The sequence below is a fragment of the Amycolatopsis sp. NPDC089917 genome, from assembly GCF_040684635.1.
Lineage (GTDB): Bacteria > Actinomycetota > Actinomycetes > Mycobacteriales > Pseudonocardiaceae > Amycolatopsis.
Window position 1 is genome coordinate 61,259 of sequence record NZ_JBFBGL010000008.1, and the last position, 21,407, is coordinate 82,665.

The 21,407-nt window shown below is 69.4% G+C and carries 23 protein-coding genes; 9 read left to right on the forward strand and 14 right to left on the reverse strand.

The features are described from left to right. The first annotated feature begins 31 nt into the window (after nucleotides 1–31). The gene (gene lhgO / locus AB0N89_RS08510; protein WP_364201745.1) at nucleotides 32–1,219 is read left to right on the forward strand and encodes an L-2-hydroxyglutarate oxidase; all 1,188 of its coding nucleotides are present in this window, start codon (nucleotides 32–34) and stop codon (nucleotides 1,217–1,219) included. Here the strand turns inward: lhgO and AB0N89_RS08515 are convergent. Further along, on the reverse strand, nucleotides 1,216–2,208 hold the full coding sequence (locus AB0N89_RS08515; RefSeq protein ID WP_364201748.1) for a DUF3558 family protein: 993 nt from the start codon (nucleotides 2,206–2,208) through the stop codon (nucleotides 1,216–1,218). The genes lhgO and AB0N89_RS08515 overlap by 4 nt on opposite strands. A 26-nt stretch (nucleotides 2,209–2,234) precedes the next feature. Then, a complete protein-coding gene (gene serS, locus AB0N89_RS08520) occupies nucleotides 2,235–3,503 on the reverse strand; it encodes a serine--tRNA ligase (protein ID WP_364201751.1) in 1,269 nt (422 codons plus the stop codon). A gap of 166 nt (nucleotides 3,504–3,669) precedes the next feature. On the opposite strand from serS, the gene AB0N89_RS08525 reads away from it, so the two are divergent. Then, nucleotides 3,670–4,953: an aspartate aminotransferase family protein gene (locus AB0N89_RS08525; protein WP_364201754.1), complete on the forward strand. Its 1,284-nt coding sequence runs from the start codon at nucleotides 3,670–3,672 to the stop codon at nucleotides 4,951–4,953. Between the two features lie 69 nt (nucleotides 4,954–5,022). On the opposite strand, the gene AB0N89_RS08530 is transcribed toward AB0N89_RS08525, so the two are convergent. From AB0N89_RS08530 to AB0N89_RS08545, 4 genes are read right to left on the reverse strand one after another with little or no spacing between them, the layout of a single operon-like run. Next, nucleotides 5,023–5,928: a haloalkane dehalogenase gene (locus tag AB0N89_RS08530; protein ID WP_364201757.1), complete on the reverse strand. Its 906-nt coding sequence runs from the start codon at nucleotides 5,926–5,928 to the stop codon at nucleotides 5,023–5,025. A 54-nt stretch (nucleotides 5,929–5,982) separates the two neighbouring features. Continuing rightward, nucleotides 5,983–6,435, reverse strand: a complete 453-nt coding sequence (locus AB0N89_RS08535; protein ID WP_005149563.1) for a DUF350 domain-containing protein — start codon at nucleotides 6,433–6,435, stop codon at nucleotides 5,983–5,985. Between the two features lie 56 nt (nucleotides 6,436–6,491). Then, nucleotides 6,492–7,658: a glutathionylspermidine synthase family protein gene (locus AB0N89_RS08540; RefSeq protein ID WP_364201760.1), complete on the reverse strand. Its 1,167-nt coding sequence runs from the start codon at nucleotides 7,656–7,658 to the stop codon at nucleotides 6,492–6,494. After that, complete coding sequence (locus AB0N89_RS08545; protein WP_364201762.1) at nucleotides 7,659–8,267, reverse strand: hypothetical protein; 609 nt, start codon at nucleotides 8,265–8,267, stop codon at nucleotides 7,659–7,661. 94 nt (nucleotides 8,268–8,361) lie between these two features. Here AB0N89_RS08545 and AB0N89_RS08550 point away from each other — a divergent pair, with 94 nt between their 5' ends. The 4 genes from AB0N89_RS08550 to AB0N89_RS08565 all read left to right on the forward strand — a co-directional run bounded on the left by AB0N89_RS08550 (nucleotide 8,362) and on the right by AB0N89_RS08565 (nucleotide 11,710). Next, entirely contained in the window at nucleotides 8,362–9,372 is a 1,011-nt protein-coding gene (locus AB0N89_RS08550) for a septum formation family protein (protein ID WP_364201765.1), read from the forward strand. A gap of 4 nt (nucleotides 9,373–9,376) precedes the next feature. Next, nucleotides 9,377–9,727, forward strand: coding sequence for a metallopeptidase family protein (locus AB0N89_RS08555; protein WP_364201767.1), 351 nt, complete (start codon nucleotides 9,377–9,379; stop codon nucleotides 9,725–9,727). A gap of 215 nt (nucleotides 9,728–9,942) precedes the next feature. Further along, nucleotides 9,943–11,214: an MFS transporter gene (locus tag AB0N89_RS08560; protein WP_364201770.1), complete on the forward strand. Its 1,272-nt coding sequence runs from the start codon at nucleotides 9,943–9,945 to the stop codon at nucleotides 11,212–11,214. 61 nt (nucleotides 11,215–11,275) lie between these two features. After that, complete coding sequence (locus AB0N89_RS08565; protein WP_364201773.1) at nucleotides 11,276–11,710, forward strand: hypothetical protein; 435 nt, start codon at nucleotides 11,276–11,278, stop codon at nucleotides 11,708–11,710. A gap of 13 nt (nucleotides 11,711–11,723) precedes the next feature. Here AB0N89_RS08565 and AB0N89_RS08570 read toward each other — a convergent pair whose 3' ends face one another. The 3 genes from AB0N89_RS08570 to pheA form a co-directional block, all read right to left on the reverse strand. After that, nucleotides 11,724–12,374 carry a DUF4232 domain-containing protein gene (locus AB0N89_RS08570; RefSeq protein WP_364201776.1) on the reverse strand — a complete coding sequence of 217 codons (651 nt, stop codon included), beginning with the start codon at nucleotides 12,372–12,374 and terminating at the stop codon, nucleotides 11,724–11,726. Between the two features lie 155 nt (nucleotides 12,375–12,529). Then, on the reverse strand, nucleotides 12,530–13,150 hold the full coding sequence (locus tag AB0N89_RS08575; RefSeq protein WP_364201779.1) for a histidine phosphatase family protein: 621 nt from the start codon (nucleotides 13,148–13,150) through the stop codon (nucleotides 12,530–12,532). Next, complete coding sequence (gene pheA / locus AB0N89_RS08580; RefSeq protein WP_364201782.1) at nucleotides 13,147–14,055, reverse strand: prephenate dehydratase; 909 nt, start codon at nucleotides 14,053–14,055, stop codon at nucleotides 13,147–13,149. The genes AB0N89_RS08575 and pheA overlap by 4 nt, the downstream gene beginning before the upstream one ends. 97 nt (nucleotides 14,056–14,152) lie before the next feature. Between pheA and AB0N89_RS08585 the strand changes: the two genes are divergently transcribed. The 3 genes from AB0N89_RS08585 (at nucleotide 14,153) to AB0N89_RS08595 (ending at nucleotide 16,497) form a co-directional block, all read left to right on the forward strand. Next, the gene (locus AB0N89_RS08585) at nucleotides 14,153–14,794 is read left to right on the forward strand and encodes a macro domain-containing protein (protein ID WP_364201784.1); all 642 of its coding nucleotides are present in this window, start codon (nucleotides 14,153–14,155) and stop codon (nucleotides 14,792–14,794) included. A gap of 158 nt (nucleotides 14,795–14,952) precedes the next feature. Then, nucleotides 14,953–15,885, forward strand: coding sequence for a type I pantothenate kinase (gene coaA / locus AB0N89_RS08590; protein WP_005149547.1), 933 nt, complete (start codon nucleotides 14,953–14,955; stop codon nucleotides 15,883–15,885). A 441-nt stretch (nucleotides 15,886–16,326) separates the two neighbouring features. Then, entirely contained in the window at nucleotides 16,327–16,497 is a 171-nt protein-coding gene (locus AB0N89_RS08595) for a hypothetical protein (RefSeq protein WP_364201787.1), read from the forward strand. A 37-nt stretch (nucleotides 16,498–16,534) separates the two neighbouring features. Here the strand turns inward: AB0N89_RS08595 and AB0N89_RS08600 are convergent, their stop codons facing one another. The 5 genes from AB0N89_RS08600 to AB0N89_RS08620 form a co-directional block, all read right to left on the reverse strand. Beyond that, nucleotides 16,535–16,951 carry a type II toxin-antitoxin system VapC family toxin gene (locus tag AB0N89_RS08600; RefSeq protein ID WP_364201789.1) on the reverse strand — a complete coding sequence of 139 codons (417 nt, stop codon included), beginning with the start codon at nucleotides 16,949–16,951 and terminating at the stop codon, nucleotides 16,535–16,537. Next, nucleotides 16,948–17,247, reverse strand: coding sequence for a type II toxin-antitoxin system Phd/YefM family antitoxin (locus tag AB0N89_RS08605; protein ID WP_037315524.1), 300 nt, complete (start codon nucleotides 17,245–17,247; stop codon nucleotides 16,948–16,950). Before AB0N89_RS08605 ends, AB0N89_RS08600 begins: the two co-directional genes overlap by 4 nt. A 69-nt stretch (nucleotides 17,248–17,316) precedes the next feature. After that, nucleotides 17,317–18,873, reverse strand: coding sequence for a DUF1841 family protein (locus tag AB0N89_RS08610; RefSeq protein WP_364201793.1), 1,557 nt, complete (start codon nucleotides 18,871–18,873; stop codon nucleotides 17,317–17,319). A 200-nt stretch (nucleotides 18,874–19,073) separates the two neighbouring features. Continuing rightward, complete coding sequence (locus AB0N89_RS08615; RefSeq protein WP_364201796.1) at nucleotides 19,074–20,387, reverse strand: hypothetical protein; 1,314 nt, start codon at nucleotides 20,385–20,387, stop codon at nucleotides 19,074–19,076. Beyond that, nucleotides 20,384–21,277 (reverse strand): nitrate- and nitrite sensing domain-containing protein, encoded by an 894-nt coding sequence (locus AB0N89_RS08620; protein WP_364201799.1) that lies wholly within the window; start codon nucleotides 21,275–21,277, stop codon nucleotides 20,384–20,386. Before AB0N89_RS08620 ends, AB0N89_RS08615 begins: the two co-directional genes overlap by 4 nt. Nucleotides 21,278–21,407 lie beyond the last annotated feature (130 nt).

Below are 21,407 nucleotides of genomic sequence, written 5' to 3' on the forward strand. Positions count from 1 at the left end.
TCAGGTAGCGCTCCGGGTAACCTGGTCGATCGTGCGCACAGTCGTAGTCATCGGGGGCGGGATCGTCGGTCTCGCCACAGCCTGGGAACTGACCAAACGAGGCCTGGACGTCACGGTGCTCGAAAAGGAGAACCGCTGGGCGGCCCACCAGACCGGGCACAATTCGAACGTCGTGCACGCGGGGCTCTACTACAAACCGGGATCCTTCAAGGCGAGGATGTCCACCGCGGGCAATCGGTCCATTGTGGACTTCGCGCGGCAGTACGGGGTGCCGGTCGAGGTGTGCGGCAAACTGGTCGTCGCCACCTCCGAAGCGGAGCTTCCGGCACTGAAGGTGCTCGCCGAACGCGCCGAGGCGAACGGCGTCCCGGCCAAGCTGATCACGCCCAGCGAGGCCCGCGAGTACGAGCCCGAGGTCTCGTGCGTCGCCGCGCTGCGCGTGGAATCCACCGGCATCATCGATTTCCCCGCCGTCTGCGCCGCGCTGGTGCGGCTGCTCGACGAATCCGACGCGGACCTGCGCCTCGGCACGTCCGCGCTGGGGATCCGCCCGGGCCGCACCGGCGGCGTCGAGGTGGCGACCGGCGACGAGGTGATCCGCGCGGACGCGCTCGTCAACTGCGCGGGCCTGCACGCGGACCGCGTCGCGCGGCTCGCCGGGCTCACCCCGGGCGCGCGGATCGTGCCGTTCCGCGGCGAGTACTACGAGCTCAAGCCCGAACGCCGCCATCTGGTGCGCGGCCTGATCTACCCGGTCCCGGACGCGTCGCTGCCGTTCCTCGGCGTGCACCTGACCCGCATGCTCGACGGCAGCGTGCACGCCGGCCCCAACGCCGTGCTCGCACTGCGCCGCGAGGGTTACACCTGGCGCGACGTCTCGGCGAAGGACCTCGCCGAGGTCGCCCGCTTCCCCGGCGTCTGGCGGCTCGCGCGCAAGTACGCGTACCCGACCGGGCTCGACGAGGTCCGCCGGTCGTTCTCGCGCCGCCGCTTCGCCGAAAGCCTCGCCCGGCTCGTGCCCGCCGTCACCGAGGACGACATCGTGCGGCACGGCTCCGGTGTCCGGGCGCAGGCGCTGCGCCCGGACGGCGCGCTCGTCGACGACTTCCTGATCGAGACCGCGCGGGACCAGGTGCACGTCCTCAACGCGCCCTCACCGGCGGCGACCAGCGCGTTGGAGATCGCGAAGCACATCGCCGACGAGGTGAGCACCGGCTAGGCGGCGGGCGCGTTCGCGGTCACGAGCGGCATCACGGCCTGCGGGATCTCGCAGGCCTTCGCGTTGTCGCTGAGGTCTCCGGTGTCGATCTTGATCGCCGAGGTCGCCGTGATCGGGAAGAGCGCGATGCAGATCGGGCTGTCCGAAGCGGAGTAGACGATCCACTTCCGGCCGTTCACCATCTGCTCGGCGGGCGTGCCCTCCAGCCCGGGGACGTCCTCGGTCTTGGTCGCCGTGTAGACCCAGAGGTCGAGCGGCTTCTTGCCCTTCTCGCCGTCCGTGTCCTCCCACTGGCAGCCGTTCTTGGGATCCCTCGACGAGCCGTTCATCGGCCGCGGGGCCGCGAGGCCCAGCGAGGACGTCTGGTCCGGCTTGAGCAGGGAGCACGGGTCGACGTTCACCAGCGGACCAGTCGGCTCGATCGGCTTCTGCCCCGGCGGCGCGGTGATCTGCGGGTTCGGCTGCCCGCCGGGCAGATGCGAGGCGATCGCGGGAAGGGCGGCCTTCGCCAGGTCGCAGGCCTTGCTGTTGTCGCCGCCGGGGGCGTCGCTGGAGACCTCGATGAACGTCTTCGCGTCCAGTTCGGTGGTCAGCGAGCAGTAGCTCGGCCCGAGGATGGTCGCGTACCTGGTCCAGGTGAAGCCGCCGACGCCGAACTTCTCGCCGGGCTGGGCGCCCGCGTAGTAGTCGACCGCCGAGAGGTCCTTGCTCTGCGATACCTCCAGCGCGACGCCTTCCGGCGCGTCATCCAGCTCGGGGAAGCGGCAGACGCCGGGGATCTTCCGCTCGGGCTTCGCCGGACGTTCCTTGCCCGGGTACGTGACGCCGAGGGCATCCGCCTGCTCGGCCGTCAGCAGCGCGCACGGCTCGGCCTTCGTGATCACCGGCCCCTGTCCGGGCACCGGAGCGGCCGTGCCTGGAATCGTCGACGTGCAGCCGCCGAGCGCCAGCACCGCCAGTCCGATCGCGAGCGAATTCCGAAACCGCATGCGTCCCCTCCTCTTCGGCTCGCACCCTACTTCGATGTGGGCGTGAGCACCTCGGTTCCGCCGAGGAAGGGGCGGAGTGCTTCGGGGACCCGGACCGAACCGTCTTCGAGCTGGTGGTTCTCCAGGATCGCGACGATCCACCTGGTGGTGGCGAGCGTGCCGTTCAGCGTGGCGACGGTCTGCGGGCGGCCGTCGTCGTCGCGGTAGCGGATGCCGAGACGGCGGGCCTGGAACGTCGTGCAGTTCGACGTCGAGGTCAGCTCGCGGTAGGTGTCCTGCGACGGCACCCACGCCTCACAGTCGAACTTCCGGTACGCGGAGGTGCCGAGGTCGCCGGTGGCGGTGTCGATCACCCGGTACGGGACCTCGATCTTGGCGAGCATCTGCTCTTCCCAGTCCAGCAGGCGCGCGTGCTCGGCCTCGGCGTCCTCGGGACGCGTGTAGACGAACATCTCGACCTTGTCGAACTGGTGGACGCGGATGATGCCGCGGGTGTCCTTGCCGTACGAGCCGGCCTCGCGGCGGTAGCAGGACGACCAGCCCGCGTAGCGCTTCGCGCCGTCGCCCAGTTCGAGGATCTCGTCGGCGTGGTAGCCGGCGAGCGGGACCTCGGAGGTGCCGACGAGGTACAGGTCGTCGTCGCGCAGCCGGTAGACCTCCGACGAGTGCGCGCCGAGGAAGCCGGTGCCCGCCATGATCTCCGGCCGGACCAGGGTCGGCGTGATCATCGGGGTGAAGCCGTTCGCGCTCGCCTGCGCGATGGCCATGTTCAGCAGGCCGAGCTGGAGCTGGGCGCCGATGCCGGTGAGGAAGTAGAACCGCGAACCCGAGACCTTCGCGCCGCGCTCCATGTCGAGCGCGCCGAGACCCTCGCAGAGTTCGAGGTGGTCCTTCGGCTTGAAGTCGAACTTCTTCGGCTCGCCGACGTGCTTGAGCACGACGTAGTCGTCCTCGCCGCCTTCGGGCGCGTCGGGGTGGACGAGGTTCGGCACCACGCGGTGCAGCTGCTCGAACTCCTCCGAGGCCTCGGTCTGCTCGACCTCGGCGGCCTTGACCTGGGCGGCGAGGTCCTTCGCCTTGGCGAGCAGCTCGGCCCGCTCGTCACCCTGGGCCTTGGGGATGAGCTTGCCCAGCGACTTCTGCTCGGCGCGCAGCTTGTCGGCGGCGGCGATCGAAGACCGGCGGCGGGAGTCGAGGGAGAGCAGCTTGTCGACCACTCCTTCGTCCTCGCCACGGGCGCGCTGCGAAGCGCGCACGACGTCCGGGTCATCGCGCAGAGTCCTGGGGTCAATCACGAGAGCTGAGGGTAGTCCGTGGCCTTCGCGCACTTCGAGGCAGTTTCCCGGTAAGGCCCCCGTACACACTGTGCGGGGCGTCGCGGAGAACCCGACAGTCTGATCGTTGTCGCCCGTTTCGGGCCGTCCCCATACTGAAATCTCCTGCTGCGGACGGAGAAAATCGATGACCGATGCGGACCTGCTGGCGCGGCACAAGGCGGTACTCCCGTCATGGCTGGCGCTCTACTACGACGAGCCGATCGAGATCGTGCACGCGCAGGACCGCCGGGTCATCGACTCGACCGGGCGCACCTACCTCGACTTCTTCGCGGGCATCCTGACGAACTCGATGGGCTACGACGTCTCGGCGATCAGCGACGCCGTGCGCAAGCAGCTCGACACCGGGATCCTGCACACCTCGACGCTGTACCTGATCCGCTCGCAGGTCGAACTGGCCGAGCGGATCGCGAAGCTCTCCGGCATCCCGGACGCGAAGGTGTTCTTCACCAACTCCGGGACCGAAGCCAACGACACCGCGCTGATGCTCGCCACCCAGTACCGGCGCAGCAACCAGGTGCTGGCGATGCGGAACTCGTACCACGGGCGGTCGTTCGCGACGGTCGGCATCACGGGCAACCGCGGCTGGTCGGCGTCGTCGCTCAGTCCGGTGAAGGTGAGCTACGTGCACGGCGGCTACCGGTACCGCAGCCCGTTCCGGGCGCTCTCGGACACGGAGTACATCGACGCGTGCGTCGCGGACCTCGTCGACGTGCTGGAGACGGGCACTTCGGGCGACGTCGCCTGCATGATCGCCGAGCCGATCCAGGGCGTCGGCGGGTTCAGCTCACCGCCGGACAGCCTGTTCAAGGCGATGAAGGAGGTCCTCGACCAGTACGGGATCCTCTTCATCTCCGACGAGGTCCAGACTGGCTGGGGCCGGACCGGTGAGCACTACTGGGGCATCCAGGCGCACGACGTCGTCCCCGACGCGATGACCTTCGCGAAGGGCCTCGGCAACGGCCTCGCGATCGGCGGCCTGGTCGCCCGCGGCGACCTCGTCGACTGCCTGACCGCGAACTCGATCTCGACCTTCGGCGGCAACCCGGTCGCGATGGCGGGCGCGGCCGCGGTCCTCGACCACATCGCCGACCACGACCTCCAGGCCAACGCGCTCGCGCGGGGCACCGAACTGCTCGACGGCCTGCGCGCGGCGGGGAACCCGCTGATCGGCGACGTCCGCGGGAAGGGCCTGATGATCGGCGTCGAACTGGTCGAGCCGGGCGGCATGGAGCCGAATCCGGGGGCCGCGGCGCGGATGATGGAGGAGACCAAGGCGCGCGGGCTGCTGATCGGCAAGGGCGGGCTGCACGGCAACGTGCTGCGGATCGCGCCGCCGATGACGCTGACCGCCGACGAGGCCGCGGAGGGCCTGGGGATCATCACCGACGCGCTGGCCGCGATCTCCTGACGAGTGTCATGAACGACCCTTTCCTGACGTTTTTCGTCAGGAAAGGGTCGTTCATGACATCCACAGGACTCAGGAGGTCACGAACCGCGCGATGACCTCGCCCAGCCGCACCCCCGCGTCCTCCTGCAGGAAGTGACCGGCGCCGGTGATCGTCGGGTGTTCGAGTTCCCGGGCGCCCCGCATCGAGGCCCGCAGTTCGAGACCCCACGGCGCGGTGATCGGGTCGCCGTCGGAGAACGAGACCAGGAACGGCTTGTCCAGTTCCGAGAGCACTTTCAGCGCGGCCCGGTTGGCGGCCGACGCCGGGTCCTCCGGGGTGATCGGGAGGAGCGACGGCATCGCGCGCGGCGCGGCCTTATACATCTCGTTCGGGAAGGGCGCGTCGTAGGCGGCGCGCACCTCCTCGGAGAGTTTGGTCTGACAACCCGATTGGACAAACCGCCCGATTTCGATGACCTGGGCGTTCTCCATGGCGTCCCGGAACTTGTGCCAGACCTCCGGCATGTCGGCGTCGCCGGTGGGCAGGCCGGTGTTGGCCGCGACGACCCTGGCGAACCGGTCGGGGTTCTCGGCGACCAGCCGGAGGCCGATCAGGCCGCCCCAGTCCTGGCCGACGAGGGTGACGTCGTGCAGGTCGAGCACGTCGAAGGCGAACGCGCGCATCCATTCGACGTGCCGCTGGTAGGTGTGGTCGACCATGTCGCCGGGCTTGTCGGAGCGGCCGAAGCCGACCAGGTCGGGCGCGATGGCGCGCAGTCCGGCGTCGGCGAGCACCGGGATGACCTTGCGGTAGAGGTAGGACCAGGTTGGTTCACCGTGCAGCAGGAGGACGGGCGGGCCGTCCTCGGGGCCGGCCTCCACGTAACCCACTCTGATCACGCCGCCGTGAAGGTCGACGAGTTCCGCGTAGCGCGGTTCGAAGTCGAAATCGGGCAGGTCCGAGAACCGGTCGTCCGGTGTCCTTAAAAGGCGCACGGCTCCCACGTTAGTGGGAATCGTGCGCCGATGCCGATTTCGTACGTCAGAAGATCACGAGATGGCGACGGCCACGATCAGGCCGAGAGCCAGGTGCGCGGAGGCCACCACGACGCTGGCCGGGGCGAACTTCTCGCTCTCGATGGTCGAGCGGATGTCGATGCGGGTCGCCCACTCCAGCAGCCGGACCGCGAGCACCTGCACGATGATGCCGAGCAGGCCGTAGACCAGCGAGGTGATCAGGCCCTCGGTCAGATCGCTGGCGGAGTTCGCGATCGCCACGACGATGATGAAGGCCATCGACAGCAGCCCCGACGCGGTGACGATGACCGCGTTCGGCAGGCCGCGCGTGACCAGCTGGGACAGCTTGCCCGGCGTGGTCCAGTCGATCGCCCAGAACCCGGCGAACATCATCAGCAGGCCGACGACGCCGTACAGCAGGATCGCGCCGATCCCTCGCACGAGGTCGGAGCCGAACGTGTCGGACAGCGCAAGGGTGGTGGTCACAGGGTGCTCCCGGAGAGATACAAGTCGAGAATGTCAGGTTTGTGCGGTTGCTTCTATCACGACTCGACGATGCGGTGCGGGACGAACGCCGCACCGTCGTCCGTGACAAGACCCGCGGTTTCGCGGATCCCGAGGCCGGCGGCCTGGTCCCCGACGATCCACGCGCCCAGCGCGGGCCGGTACCCCTGGAACTCCGGGAGCGGGTCGAACGCCTGGTAGACGTACCCTTCCGCGCCGTAGACACCATCGGTCTGCGTCTCGTACCCGGTGGCGACGATCTGCACGTTCGCGCCCTCGCGGCCGAGTTTCGGCTTGCGGACGTACTCGGTCAGCAGACCGGGGTCGTCGGCGAAGGCGGGCAGCAGGTTCGGATGCCCCGGGTAGTTCTCCCACAGGATCGCGAGCAGCGTCTTGTTGGAGAGGATCATCTTCCACAGTGGCTCGACCCACAGCGTGCGCGGCATGGTCTCGACGGCGAAGCGGCCGAACTCCTCGTCGACCACCCATTCCCACGGGTAGAGCTTCACCACGGTCGCCATCTGCGCCTCTTCGAGGTCGACGAACCGCTTGAGCACCGGGTCCCAGCCGATCTCCTCGATCGACAGGCCGACGGTGTCGAGCCCGGCCTCGGCCGCGGTCTCCTGCAGGTACGCCGTCGTCACGTGGTCCTCGCCGGACGGATCGGCCGAAGACCAGGTGAAGTGCAGCTCGTTGGAGGGCAGCTTCTCGGCGAGCTCGCCCCAGCGCTCGACCAGCTTCTCGTGGATGGAGTTCCACTGGTCGTCGTCGGGGAAGACCGCGGTCTTCCAGTCCCACTGCAGCACCGCGGCCTCGAGCAGCGAGGTCGGGGTGTCGGCGTTGTATTCGAGCAGCTTCGCCGGGCTCTTGCCGTCGTAGCGCAGGTCGAACCGGCCGTAGACGTGCGGGTCCTGCCGCTTCCACGACTCCGCGATGTGCGGCCAGACCCACTCGGGGATGCCGAAGCGGTGGTACTGCTCGGTCGTGATCACGTTGTCCACGGCTTCGAGGCACATCGAGTGCAGCAGCTCGACGTCCGCTTCGACCGACAGGATCTCGTCCATGTCGAAGACGTAGTGGACCGACTCGTCCCAGTACGGCCTGGACTTGCCGGAGCCGTCACGGGCGGGGGTGCCGAAGACCAGGCCCTGTCCCTCGACGATGCGCTGCCAGTCCCGCCGGGGCGGCTTGGAATCCCGATACAACTACGAGCCCCCGCTCTTGCCGGTACCGCCCGAGGTACCGCTCTTGCCGCTGATGCCGAACCCGCCGCGCTGGACGGACTTGCCCGATTTGGTGTTGACGTTCGCGTTCGACGGCGCGGTGTACGAGCCACCCGACACCCGCTGCCCGATGGTCCCGGTGCCGCCGTAGTTGTAGCGGTAGCTGTTGTATCCGCCGCCGCCCGGGATCGGGATGAAGAAGAACCCGCCGCTGGAGTAACCGCCGTGCGACCGTACGTAGGTCTCGTCGCAGTTCTGGTCGTTGTCGACGAGGTCGTCGTGCGTGCAGACCGCCGTGACGTTCTGCGGCTTCGCGACGGTGTAGAACGTCGCGACCAGACCGACCAGGCCGACGGTCACACCGGTCCCGATCAGGAGTTTCTTCTTGGTCGAAGACTTCTTCTCGGCGACTCGGGCCTGTTCGGCCTGGAGCGCCTCTTGCCGTTCCTGCTCCGCCAGCGCCTGCTGTCGCGCCCGCTGCTCGGCCAGCGACGGCTGCCGTGCCTGCGTGTTCGCGTCCTGAAAGCGCATGGTGCCGCGCTTGGGCTGCTCTTGAGGCGGCTGTGCCCCCTGGTTGTCATCCTGCGTCATCGAAGCTCCGTAATCGCCCGCCGGCCCGAACCCGTGTCCAACACTAACCACCCGGTACGCGCACCTTACGTGCGGCGCGGGCATCATGGAGTGGATGTCTCAACAGGCCGAGCGGTTCCGTTATCCGCGAAACGCGCTGAGCACCCTGCGCACCCGGCTCGTCATGGCCGGTGTGTTCGTGGGCGCGATCATCGCGCTTTCGCTGAGTGTGGCTTTCTCGTGGAACGTAGGCCCGGAGGGCGGTGCGGGCGGAGGCGCCCCCAAACTGTCGCCCGCCGCGGCCGAAGCGTTCCAGTCCCCCCCTGGCACCTGCCTCACCTGGAACAACCCGGACGCCACCGACGCGAAGCGCGTTTCGTGCGCGGAGTCCCACTTGTTCGAGGTCACCAGCATCGTCGACATCGGCGCGCAGTACCCGGCGGGCGTGCCCAGCCCGAACCTGGAGCAGTGGCAGGAGATCTCCCGGTCGCGCTGCACGGTCGACGTCAAGCCGTACCTCGGCCGCACGCTGGATCCCTACGGCAAGCTGAGCATGAACCTGCTCCGGCCGACGCCCGCGCAGTGGGAAGACGGCGACCGGCAGCTGCGGTGCGGTCTGCAGTGGGCGGGTCAGGGCGGCAAACTCCAGCCGACCAAGGGACCGGCGAAGGAGCAGGACCAGTCCGCGGTGTGGGAGCCGGGCACCTGCCTCGCGCTGCTCAACAACAGCTTCGGCGACCCGATCGACTGCGCCCAGCCGCATTCGTACGAGATGATCTCGACGATCGACCTCAAGACGAAGTTCAAGGACGGCTACCCGTCGCAGGAGCAGCAGAACACCTGGCTGGACACCGAATGCTCGACGGCCGCGCAGGAGTACACCGGCAACGCGGACCTGTCGGCGAAGAAGCTCATCCTCAGCTGGGACGTCCGCGAGCAGGAGAGCTGGGACGCCGGGTCGACGCTGGTGAACTGCAAGGTGGCGGCGGTCCTGCCGGACAACAAGGGGCTCGCCCCGGTCACCGGGAGCGTCAAGGTCGGCAACGGCGGCGGCAACGGCGACGCCCCGCCCTCGGACGGCGGCGCTCCGCCCGCGTCCTCCTCGGCGCCGAAGACCGGCGGGTGATCCCGTGCCCGTCGAGATGACCCGGCAGCGCTTCGAGGAACTGGTCTCCGAAGCGCTGGACGAGCTCCCGCCCGAGTTCGCGGAGGCCATGGACAACGTCGTGGTCCTCGTGGAGGAGTTCAACGAGGAGTCGCCCACGATCCTCGGGCTCTACCACGGTGTAGCGCTGACGGAACGGACCCACGAGTACGGCGGGGTGCTGCCGGACCGGATCTCGATCTACCGGCGTCCGCTGCTCCAGATGTGCGACACCGAGGAGGACGTCGTCGAGGAGGTGCTGATCACCGTGGTGCACGAGGTCGGCCACCATTTCGGCATCGACGACGCGCGGCTGCACGAACTCGGCTGGGGCTGAGCCGCCGGACGGGCGATAGCAAAGGTCCCTTGCTCCCCCGCCGACGGATTCCGCGCCAGGGGCGGCGTGGTGGGTGATTTTTGGGCGTCGGGCACCAAGGGTTCTCCGGATTCTTAACTGGACGTAACAACCCCACCACTTTGAGCGACAGCCCCGCTAAACTTTCGACCACGTTGTCGTCGGCCGTCGCCGGCGAATGCCTGGGGAGGCGCTGTATGGCCGAGTCGACGGTGCGCGGGCGCGGGGACCGGCGGTTGCGCTGGCTGCTCGCGTCCAGTGCGGCGTCGAATCTCGGCGACGGGATCGGCAAGGTCGCGTTCCCGCTCCTCGCGGTCACCCTGACCCGGGATCCGCTGCTCATCGCCGGTCTTTCGGCGACCCAGTTCCTGCCGTGGCTGCTGTTCGCGCTCCCGGCGGGCGCGCTCCTGGACCGGATCGACCGGCGGCGCGCGATGATCCTCGCGAACAGCGCCCGCGCGGTGGTCGTCGGCGGGACGGCCGTGCTGGTCGCGACCGGCGGCGCGTCGATCTGGGTGGTCTACGCCGCCGCCCTGCTCATCGGCGTCGCGGAGGTGGTCGCCGACAGCGCCGCGAACGTGCTCATCCCGGCGGTCGTCGGCGAGGGTTCGCTCGACGGCGCGAACAGCAAGCTCCAGGCCTGCGAGATCGTCGGCCAGACCTTCCTCGGCGGACCGGTCGGCAGCGCCACCTTCGCGCTCTTCGCGACGTTCCCGTTCCTGCTCAACTCGGTGGGCTTCGCGATCGCGGCGGTCGTGCTGATCGGCCTCGCCGGGAGCTACCGGGCCCGGCCTTCGACCACGGCCTCCGAGAACTCGCGCGCCGCGCTCCGCACCGAGCTGGCAGAAGGTTTCCGCTGGCTGAGGCACAGCGGGCTGGTGCTGCGCCTGGTCGTCGTCGCCGGGTTGATCAGCCTGGTCAGCGAACTCGCGCAGGCGCAGCTGGTGCTGTACGCGATCGACTACCTGCGGCTCAGCGAAGCGGCCTTCGGGGTCTTCGCGTTCGTCGGCGGCATCGGCGGCCTGCTGGGCGCGGGGGTGGCTCCGCGGCTGGTCAAGGTGTCCAGCCGCCGCGCGGTGCTCATCGGGGGCACCGCCTTGTGCGGCGTGGCGTTCACCGGCATGGGCCTGACCGCCTCCCCGATCGCGGGGGCGGCGCTGTTCGGCCTGTTCGCGGCGGCCGTCGTCGCGGTGAACATCGTGCTGGGAACGGCCCGGCACAAACTCGTCCCCGGTGAGCTGCTCGGCCGGGTCCTCGGCGTGTGGCGCACCGTCGTCTGGGGAGCGATCCCGATCGGCGCGCTGCTCGGCGGGGTCCTCACCCACGCCCTCGGCTCCCCGGCCCGGACGTTCCTGACGTCCGGGCTGCTGCTGTTCGGAGTAGCCGCTTTCGCGTTCGTCTCGTTACGGCGAGGAGCCTTCGATGACGAAACGGCCACGGAGGTCCCGGTTCTCCACCAAGACCGGTGAAAACCCAGGCCTTTGGTGCTGAAATATCCCATCACCGCCAGCTGGTGACGGGAGGTCCGCGATGGAGCAGACACTGGTGCCGGAGGCCGGCGTGGGGACGACTGAACCTTCCAGACGTCCGCAAGTGCTCACCGCCGTCGCCGGGTTCGTGATCGGCGGCGGCGTGATCGGCATGCTGTGGGCGCTCTCGGGCGTCAACGCGGGAGCGCTCGAAGACGCGCAGGACGCGTGCCAGGCCCTGGCCAGGGTCGGCACCATCCCGGACACCACCGACTCGCCCGGCGACCGGACCGTGGCGGTCCTGGCGCCCGAGGTCCTGCACCGGATGACGGCCGCGCGCGAGCTCTCCGCCGCGGCGGCCGCCGCCAACGACACCTACCGGCCGCTGGCCGATCACATCGACGGCGTCAGCCGGATGGTGTTCAGCCTGCACTTCAACGACATCTCCGGTCAGCGGCACCTGGCGCAGGCCGAACAGCTCTGCACCCAGCTCTAGCTGTCGTGAAGCACTAGCCCTTGTGGACCGTCTTGACGGTCAGCTGGTTGCCGGGGATCTTCCCCGAGCAGCCGAGCCCCTGCAGCGACACGAAGTTCGACGCCGTCTCCTGCGGCAGGTACACCCGCAGGCCCCGGGTCTCGGTGGGCTTGCAGGCCGCCTCGTCGTAGTTGCGGACGTTCACGAAGCCGATGTCGGTGGACGCGCTCTCGCCGTTGTTCAGCTGGACCGGCCCGCCCTTGTCACCGGCGCGGAACGCGGCCTCGCCGACCTGGTGGCCGTCCGCGCCCGTCACATAGGAGACACCGGGGAATCCCTGGACGGTGCACGGATGCCCGCTCGTGTTGGTGATGACGAGCGTGCGGTACACCGTGCCCGCGGCGGCGTCGCCGTTCTTGACGGCCAGCTTGACGTCGCCCGCCTTGCAGAGCCCGTCGCTCTTCGACGCCGGCGCGGAGGTCTGAGCGGGCTGCGAGGTCGGCGCCGGGCTCGACGAGCTCGCGCTGGGCGCGGCGGAGGTGTCCGGCGCCGAACTGGACGGCGACGAGGACGAACTCTGCGCGACGGGCGCGCTTTCCGAACCGCAGGCGCCGAGCAGCAAGAGCCCGGCGGCGCCCGCGACGAGACCGCCGATGGAGATCATCTTCGAACGAGCCATGGTCATTCGCCTCCCTGTAGTCAACCGCTGCCGGGTGACCCACCGTTCAGTAGACGTGTTGTCCGCCGCGCGGGTTGCGCTCTACCGGTTAATTCCCCACAAGGTGTTAATCGATCTTGTGGGGGGTATTCCCCGGCGGGTGTGGGGGCAAACGTCCCTGGTCAGCGTTCGACGGGGGCGTCCGCCCAGGTGAGGCAGGTCCAGCCGGCGGGGGTCGCGACGAGTTCGACGACGCCGGTGTTCGGGATGAGGCCCTGGTTGGCGACCTCCGCGGTCACGTTCCCGGCGAGCCACTCGCCGCCCAGCCGGATGGCGCCGCCGTGGCTGACCAGGACCACCGTTCCGTCGGGGTCGGCCTGTTCGTGCTTGGCGCGCAGCCGGGCGACCGCGTCGAGCATCCGGGCGCGGACCTGCGCCCCGGTCTCGCCGCCGGGGATCGGCGGGTCGAGTTCGCCGAGCGTCCACCGGCGCACGACGCTCATGTAGGTCGTGATCGAGTCCTTGTCGGTCTTGCCTTCGAGGTCGCCCGCGGCGACCTCGTGCACGCCGTCGACGACCTGGACGTCGAAGCCGAGCTTGGCGGCCAGCGGCGCGGCGGTCTGCTGGGCACGGACGGCCTGCGACGCGTAGACCGCGACGATCGGCTCGCCGTCCAGTCGCGTCGCGAGGTCCTTGGCCTGTTCACGGCCCAGGTCGGTGAGCGGCGGCCCGGGCAGCGCGGTGTCGAGCGCGCCGCGCACGTTGCCATCGGTCTGGCCGTGGCGGACGAGGAGAAGTTTCACGCTTGTGCTCCCTTCCGTACCGACTCGACCCAGTCGATCGCGTCGGTGAAATCCTCGTTGGCGGCGCCCGGCTCGATCTCGGTCGTGCCGTTGTCCGCGCGCGGATGGGAGCCGAGGAACCGGACGTTGCGGCACCGGCGGCGCAACGCGGCCAGCACGTCGCCGATCCGGGGCTCGGCCACGTGCCCCTCGAAGTCGATGAAGAAGCGGTACTCGCCGAAGTTGTTCCTGGTCGGGCGGGCGTCCAGCTTGGTCAGGTTGATCCCGCGGACCGCCAGTTCGGTGAGCAGTTCCGCCAGGGTGCCGGTCCGGTTCGCCGCGGCGGCCACGATCGACGTGCGGTCGGCCCCGGTCGGCGCCGGCAGCTCACCGGGCGCGCGGACCAGCAGGAACCGGGTCTTGGCGTCGCGGACGTCGGCGACCTCGGTGGCCAGCACCTCCAGCGGATAGTGCTCGACGGCGACCGGCGCGGTGACGGCGGCGTCGAACTCGCCCGCGTCGACCGCCACCGCGGCCGCCGCGGTGGACGACGTCGCGACCGGACGCGCGCCGGGCAGGTTCGCCTCGACCCAGTGCCGGACCTGGGCGAGCGCGTGCGGATGGCTCGCCACGGTGCGGATCTCGGTCGTGCCGGGGCGGGTCAGCACGCTGAAGTGGACCGGCAGCAGCGCCTCCGCCACCGCGACGAGCGGCTCGGCCTCGCTCAGGCTGTCGAGGGTGGCGGTGACCGCGCCCTCGACGGAGTTCTCGATCGGCACGCAGGCCGCGTCGGCCGCGCCCGAGCGCACCGCGGCCAGTGCCGCCGGGATGGTCTCGGCGGGGATCAGCTCCTCGCCGGGAGCGAGCCGGCGCGCGGCCTGTTCGGTGAAGGTTCCCTGGGGGCCGAAGTAGGCGATCCGTGACACCTCGCCAGATTACGCACGCCACGGGTGGCGACTTTCACTCGGACAGCCGGTACGCGCGCCGGTTACGCCAGGTGGCTTTTTTTGCCATGCTTAGGGCGTGACCGCCGAACCGGGCACGCGCACCGGCCGAGAGGACGCCGGCTCCTCTTTCGCTCCTCAGCCGGACCGTCCCACTCCGGAGCTGGTGCTGTGCGCCGTCGACGACCTGCTCGCCCAGGCCTGGGCCACCGTCGCGGACACTGTGGACGGCCGGGTCTTCGTCCACCGCGGATCCGTGCTCGACGTCGTCGCCCAGGCCGTCGTCAGCCCCGCGAACTCCTACGGCTGGATGCGCGGCGGCATCGACGCCGTCTACGCCCGCGCCTACCCGGACGTCGAGCAGAACGTGCGCAGCGCCGTCCTCGCTTACCACGGCGGGGAACTGCCGATCGGCGAAGCGGTGATCGTGCCCACCGGCGAGGCGGAACCCGCCTGGCTCATCAGCGCGCCGACGATGCGGGAACCCGGCGAGAGCCTCCCGCGCGACACCGTGCACCCGTACCTGGCCGCCAGGGCGGTGTTCCAGCAGTGGCGCGACGGCAGGCTCGACCAGGGCCGCGTCCGTGATCTGGTGCACACGATCGCGATGCCCGGACTCGGTACCGGTGTCGGCGGGGTCGCGCCCGCCTCCTGCGCCCGGCAGGTCGCCGCGGCGTGGGACGAGGTCTTCGCCCCCGACCGCCCTCGTAACGGACGGTAACGCCCCGAAGCGGGGTACATCACATCGAAGCGCGTTCACGAGCCGTAAGCCCTACCGTTAAAGCGGCTTCATCCGGTTCGCGGCAACGTTCACCCGCCGAGAACTCGTCAACACGGTTTTGTACGGCGCCAGCGCAGGCGACGGGCGAGGAGTGTGCGATGCCGCGGGTCCGTGAGCTCAGTCCCTACGTCGAGCTTCACCGTGAGCAGTGGCGCGAGTTGCGCAGGTCGACTCCCCTGCCACTGACCGCCGCGGAACTGCTGCGGCTGCGCGGTCTCGGCGAACAGGTCGACCTGGCCGAGGTCGCCGAGGTCTACCTGCCGCTCTCGCGGCTGATCAATCTCCAGGTCGCCGCCCGGCAACGGTTGTACGAAGCCACCACCACCTTTCTCGGTGAAGACAGTCGGGGCACCAAGGTGCCGTACATCATCGGGATCGCCGGAAGCGTCGCCGTCGGCAAGTCGACCACCGCGCGCATCCTCCGGACCCTGCTCGCCCGCTGGCCGGATCACCCCAGGGTCGACCTGGTCACCACCGACGGGTTCCTCCACCCGCGCGCCGAACTGGTCCGGCGCGGGATCATGCACCGCAAGGGCTTCCCGGAGAGCTACGACCGCCGGGCGCTGCTGCGGTTCGTCACCGAGGTGAAGTCCGGGGCGGAACGGGTCAGCGCGCCGGTGTACTCGCACCTCGCCTACGACATCCTTCCCGACGAGGAACAGGTCGTTCAGCAACCCGACATCCTGATCCTCGAAGGCCTGAACGTCCTCCAGCCCGGCCCTCGGCTCAGCGTCTCCGATCTGTTCGACTTCTCGATCTACGTGGACGCGGCGACGACCGACATCGAACGCTGGTACGTCGAGCGCTTCCTCAAGTTGCGGCACACCGCCTTCGCGGACCCTGCGTCACACTTCCACCACTTCGCCGGCCTCCCGGACGACGAGGCGCGGGCCGAGGCACGCCATCTGTGGCGCACGATCAACGAGCCGAACCTGATGGAGAACATCAAGCCGACGCGGCCCCGGGCGACCCTCGTCCTCCGCAAGGACGCCGACCACGCGATCAACCGGGTCCGGCTGCGCAAGCTCTGAACCGGGCCGGGTCGCACGGCGGCCGGGGGCGGAGGCGTGACTCGCGTGATCAGACGGTTAACTCACGTGATCGAGGACGCGACTCGCGTGCTTGAAGACGGAACTCACGTGATAGGGACACTGAGTAGTCGCTCGGGCCCGGAATCTCTACTCACGGCGAGCGTTCACGACGACATCCAAGATCATTTCACCGGAAGCCGATCACCTGGGCGTTTTCCGGTCGTTCCCTCACAAAGACCAGCCGTCGCACGACCGGCGAGCCCTGGTCACCGTTCTGTCGCGCACCGCGACCGGCGGACGGCTTCCCTCGGCCGATCGGCCGATCCACGCTCAGTACGTGTAACCGGTTGGCCGATACCGGCTACAGCCCCCTGAGGTGACCCTTGTGTCAGGGGTTCAAGAGGTCTCGAAAAGGGACCTTGAGCAGGGAGGAGGCTCACGATGTTCTCGATCATCCTGACCTGGGTCGGCTCGATTCTCGGACTCGCACTCCTGGTGGCCATGGCCGCCGGCGCCTTCGTCGTCGACTTCGACGACGCCCGCGGGGACCGTCGCCGGAAGAAGACGCAAGTCACGGAGAGCAAGGGCACTCCCGCGGCCCCGCTGGGCTGAACAAAGTACGAGGCTGAACAAAGAACTCACTGGGCGCTCAAGCGAACGGGTTGTGCACCTGCGCCCCGAGCCCCGCCATGTCGGCGAGGTTCCGGGTCACCAAGGTCAGCTCGTGGACCCGGGCGGTCGCGGCGATCAGCCCATCGACGGACGGCACTTTCCGCGGCGCGTACTGCCTGCCCCATTCGGCCGCGATTTCGGCGGTCACCGGAAGGATCCGTTCCGAGAACTGCGCGGTGAGCCCGGCCAGCCAGCCGGCCAGCGCGTCCGCACGCTCCCTGTCCCGCTCCCCTCGATGCCTGAGTTTGCTTATCCCCCTCTCGATCTCTCCGACGGTCAGCGCGCTCAAATAGAGCCTGCTCGACGAAACCCCGCCCCACCACCGGGCGAAACCCGGGTTCTGCGTGCGACGCCGAGCCTCGGACACGATGTTCGTGTCCAGCAGAAAGCTCACCCGCTCACCTCCACGACATCCCTCGGCAGGTCCTCCGCGCGTTCGGCGGCGATCTCCTCCAGCACGTCGGCCAGCGCCTCCCCGTATTCGGGATGGTGCTGCTCACCGGAGAGCACGAGTTTGAAATCGACGGCTTCACCGCCCCCGGCCAGCCTGCGGTAGTCCGCGATGTCCAGCACCACGGCCACCTCCTCCCCATGTTTGGTGACGAACTGCGGCCCTTCGGCCGCGGCCCGGCGCAGCAGCTCGCTCAGCCGCTGCTTGGCGTCCTGCACTTGCCAGGTTGCTGCTTCCATCTAGACAGACTAGACGGATTGATCGGGGTTGGCAAGGTCAGGAGAGGAGCGACCGGGGAAAGGGGGAGGTCAGGACAGGTCGTCGAGCGCCTTCCGGTAGTCGTCGACGTCGTAGTCCATCTCGTGCTCGCCCGCCTCGACCAGCTGGGCGGCGAGGGCGTCGACGAGGCGGTCGAAGATCTCGTCGCGCTCCTGTCCGGTCTCCCTCAGCCGCCGCACGGCCTGCCAGACCTCGGCGGGCTTGTCGGCCCAGAGCTGGTCGACGATCGTGGTCTTGAGCGCGAGCCGCATCCTCGGCTCGCCGTCGAAGGTCTCCTCGGCCAGCGCCTCGTGGTACTCGGGGTGCTCGCCGATCACCAGCAGGCGGCGCTGTTCCGGATCGGCGGGCTCGAGTTCCAGCTCCTCGTCGCCGATCTCCGTGTAGACCGTCGGGACGGCGAACATCCGGCGTTCGAGCGCCTCCGCGAGTTCCGCCGGGTCTTCGATCCCCTCGGAACCGTCGAAGTAGACGTCGAGCGCGGAGTCCTCGTCCTGCGCGAACTCCTCCAGGAACTCGGTCGTGCTCTCCAGTAGCGTCACGCGCGCGGCCTCGGGGAGGCCGGCGCGGTCGGCGGCCCAGGTGACCCAGCCGAGCAGCGCGGGCTCCAGCGCTTCCTCGTACGCCTCGTCGATCTCGAACTCGCCGTCCAGCAGCGATTCGAGGAACCGGGCGAGCTTCTCGGGACCGACGCGCAGCGGGCTGCCCGGCTCGGTCTCGCAGCCGTAGTCGACGAGCAGGCGCGCGTAGAACCGCGTCGCCTCCGTGTCCTCGACGAGCCCGGCCCCGATGAAGTCGGCGACGACCTCTTCGCGGACCTGCTCGGGCCATTCGATGAGCTCGGGCGAGGGCTCGGGAGCGGGCAGCGTCCGGATCCAGGCCAGCGCGAGCGCGTGGAACCGCGCGTAGTCCTCGCTGACGTCGGGTTCCTCGACGACGTCCGTCGCGGCGAGGCCGTCCGCGAGCAGCTGGTGGGCGCGTTCGGGCAGCACCCGCTCCAGCGTGACCAGCTCCGGGTCGTCGGCGGCCTGCTGCCGCATCTCGGCCAGGACGTCCTGCGGCTTGTCGACCACGACGACGTCGCGGATGCGGCCGCCTTCGGTGAAGTCGACCAGCGCGAGCAGGCCGTGTTCGACCCCGCCGCGGGAGAAGACGCAGAGCAGGGAGGACTCGTCGCCGAAGACGTCACCGGTCCGCCAGCAGTCCCCGACGGTCACCGCGGCCAGGTCCGCGACCCACTCCGGCTCCGGGATCCCGCGGCCCAGCACGGTGTCCAGCGCGGCGGCGGCCGCCTCGCGCTCCTCGTCGGTCTCGGCGAACACCCGCAGCCCGGCGAGCAGCGCGGCCGCGGCCGGGGTGATCTTCCGCTCGGCGAACGCGATGAGCTCCAGCCCCAGCGGCGTCTCGTCCTCCTCGACCTCGATCTCCCACCACTGACCGAGCACCTCGGAGGTCAGCAGCTCGACGTCGAGCACCTCGGGTTCGGCGCCGAGGGTCGAGAAGTCCCGGAGGACGTCCTTGAAGAGGCCCGTCACACTCGGAGTGGAGGGCTGAGCTGCCTTCTTGCGGGCACGACTGACCGGACTCATGGCGACATGTTTGCACGCGGACCCGATCGGGCTCGTCGCGGTGGTCCTGGGCGCGAAACACGGCGTCCCGGTCGCGGGGAGGACGCGGGCGGACACCGGTTCAGGACCACCGCGACTTCAACGGCCCGCCCGTGTGGCTCGACCTTCTTCGCCGGATTTTCCCTCGGTTCGCTTCGAATAACGATCGGCGGCGGAAGCGGTTACGCCTTCGCCGGTTTCGGAATCGCGATTCTGGCCGCCTTGACCTCGGCGATCAGCCTGGTCTTGCGTTTGTGTATTTCCACCAGGTTGCCCAGGTAGGAGCTGAATTCTTCAGCGGTACCGGCCTTTTTGTGGACCGTGCGCAGTTTGCGCAGCTGCCGGGCCGCTTCGCGATAGGAGTTCGGATCTTTGTGCGTGATCAATTCTTCGACATGGTCTCGATAGACGGGAATGGTTTCGGCCGGATGGGCGACGGAACGCGAATCCGCGAGTTCGACGCGCACCGCCAAAGACGCCTCGAAACGCACCGCCGACCGCCATGCCTCGTCCACGCGATCCTCGCCGAGCAGCGCGCGGACGAGCTCGTCGGCGGCCTTCGTGCTGCCGGCGGCGAGCTCCCGCAACCGGGCCAGCGCGGTCTTCCGCTGCGCGACCCACCGCCCTGATTCCAGCGACTCCTCGCGCAGAGCGAGGTAGGTCGCCGCCTCGGGCTTCTCGTCGAAGTCCTTGCGCGACAAGGGAATCGGCTCCTCTTCGGCCGGAGGCGCCTCTTCCTTCTTGTCGTGTGTGAGCGCCCGTGCCGCGTGCGCGATGGCCTCGCTGTGCCGTCCCGCCGCGCGCAGCACGCGCACGATCTTGAGGCTGACGTCGACCCGCGGCGGCTTGGCGGCGAGGATCGCGACGAGCGCGTCGACGTCGCCGGACACCTCCGCCAGCTCCTCGCGCAACCGCTCGGCCGTCTCGTGTTTCGCGCCGAACGGATGTTCCGCGAGCACACTGTCCACAGTAGACTTTATATGCGCGATCCCCTTGTCCCCCAAGGCGGAGGCGAAGTCCGCCAGCTCGATGGCCGGCCAGCCGGGACCGTCGAACTCCACTTCGAGGATCCAGTCGGCCAGGCTCTCCGGATCCGGCGGGCGCGCGGCGCAGGCCCGCGCGTACAGCTCGACGGCCCGGTCCAGCCGGTCCGCGACCTCACCCGAGGCGTCGTCGATCTGCTCCAGCATCTCGCTGATGTCGTCCACGGTCCGGCGGGCGAGCGGCGCGAGATCGGCCCGGCTGCCCGCGTCGAGAAGCCGCTGCAACGTGTCGAGGACGGAGCCGACCTTCGCGGCGTACTCGACGTTGCCCGCCAGCACGGCGGTGTCGAGGAGGCGGTGCGCCTCGGCGAGGTCACTCCCCTGGGTGGCGAAACGGTTCTCCAGGGCCTGCCGTAACGCAGGGTCACGCTCGGCCTGGGCGTGCAGCAGGTCCGCCAGCGTCTCCGCGTCCAAGGTGCGCAGGTAGGGGCGCAGATCCGTCGTGGAACTCACCTGGACAAGTCTGCCCGACCCGTTCGCCGACTCGTGTGGGCCAACAGCGTGCTCTTTTCGGCGTAATCGCTCACCAGGTGTGACAGGTCCGGCGGCGTCACTTCGACGCGCGACGGGCAGCGGATGATCGGGATCGGGAGCCGCCGGGCGAGCTGCATGGCGATCGCCATCACCACCCCCGCGAGCAGCGCGATCGCCGTGGCGGCGGCGAGCGCGCCGCCCAGCACCCGGCGTCCGCCGTCGATCGCGATCTGCGCCGAATACTCGATCTGGCGGGCGGCGAGGTCCCCGAGGGAGCGGCCGACGACGCCGGCCGCGACGCGCCAGGCGTCCTGGCCGACGGGCGGCGGCGTGGCCGCGCTCAACGCGGTTTCGACCGCGCCGAACCGGCTCCAGTCCACACTCGCGACGAGATTCCGGTACGCCTGGCGATTACTTTCCGTCATTTTTCCGGCGACGGCGTCGAGCCTGGACCGATAGGCGCCGACGGCCGCGGCGAACTCGTGTCGTCCCTCGTCGTCGATCCCGGCGACCGCGAGGGCGTCGCTGCGGTCCATCCCTTCGACGGCGGTGAGCAGTTCGACGGCGATCGTCTGCTGGTAGCCGACCTCGGCGTCGGGAGCCGACCGCGCGATCTCGCGCAGGGACGAAAGCGAGGTGTCGATGCGATCGGCGTACGCGAGGTAGGTGGCGGAACGGCTGCCCGGCGCCTGCAACGCGACCGCCCGTTCCCGTTGCAGCGTCGCGATTCCTCGGCTCGTGCCTGCCATGGTGACCGCCCCGTTCTCGGCGTCGTCCCGGTCCCGGATGGCCTGCTGCACGAGGAATCCGCCGATGAACAACGCCACGAGCACCAGGGCCGCGGAGGGGACGAAGGCGATGGAGAGCATGCGAGAGCGAAGGCTTCGCTGGTACGTCAAGACTTTCCTTCCGGATCGGTTTCCCGACGCGGAGCGACGTTAGGGAAAGCGAGAATCGCGCGTCAACGCTCGTCCGCCATACGGCCGTTAGCGCACCGTG

Bases quoted from the DNA above. Each gene is read 5' to 3' on its own strand.
- AB0N89_RS08560 (WP_364201770.1), top strand. From the start codon at position 9,943: ATGGCCGAGTCGACGGTGCGCGGGCGCGGGGACCGGCGGTTGCGCTGG.
- AB0N89_RS08545 (WP_364201762.1), bottom strand. From the start codon at position 8,267: ATGACGCAGGATGACAACCAGGGGGCACAGCCGCCTCAAGAGCAGCCC.
- AB0N89_RS08620 (WP_364201799.1), bottom strand. From the start codon at position 21,277: ATGCTCTCCATCGCCTTCGTCCCCTCCGCGGCCCTGGTGCTCGTGGCG.
- AB0N89_RS08550 (WP_364201765.1), top strand. From the start codon at position 8,362: ATGTCTCAACAGGCCGAGCGGTTCCGTTATCCGCGAAACGCGCTGAGC.
- AB0N89_RS08610 (WP_364201793.1), bottom strand. From the start codon at position 18,873: ATGAGTCCGGTCAGTCGTGCCCGCAAGAAGGCAGCTCAGCCCTCCACT.
- AB0N89_RS08605 (WP_037315524.1), bottom strand. From the start codon at position 17,247: ATGGAAGCAGCAACCTGGCAAGTGCAGGACGCCAAGCAGCGGCTGAGC.
- AB0N89_RS08570 (WP_364201776.1), bottom strand. From the start codon at position 12,374: ATGACCATGGCTCGTTCGAAGATGATCTCCATCGGCGGTCTCGTCGCG.
- AB0N89_RS08525 (WP_364201754.1), top strand. From the start codon at position 3,670: ATGACCGATGCGGACCTGCTGGCGCGGCACAAGGCGGTACTCCCGTCA.
- AB0N89_RS08515 (WP_364201748.1), bottom strand. From the start codon at position 2,208: ATGCGGTTTCGGAATTCGCTCGCGATCGGACTGGCGGTGCTGGCGCTC.
- AB0N89_RS08595 (WP_364201787.1), top strand. From the start codon at position 16,327: ATGTTCTCGATCATCCTGACCTGGGTCGGCTCGATTCTCGGACTCGCA.
- AB0N89_RS08565 (WP_364201773.1), top strand. From the start codon at position 11,276: ATGGAGCAGACACTGGTGCCGGAGGCCGGCGTGGGGACGACTGAACCT.
- coaA (WP_005149547.1), top strand. From the start codon at position 14,953: ATGCCGCGGGTCCGTGAGCTCAGTCCCTACGTCGAGCTTCACCGTGAG.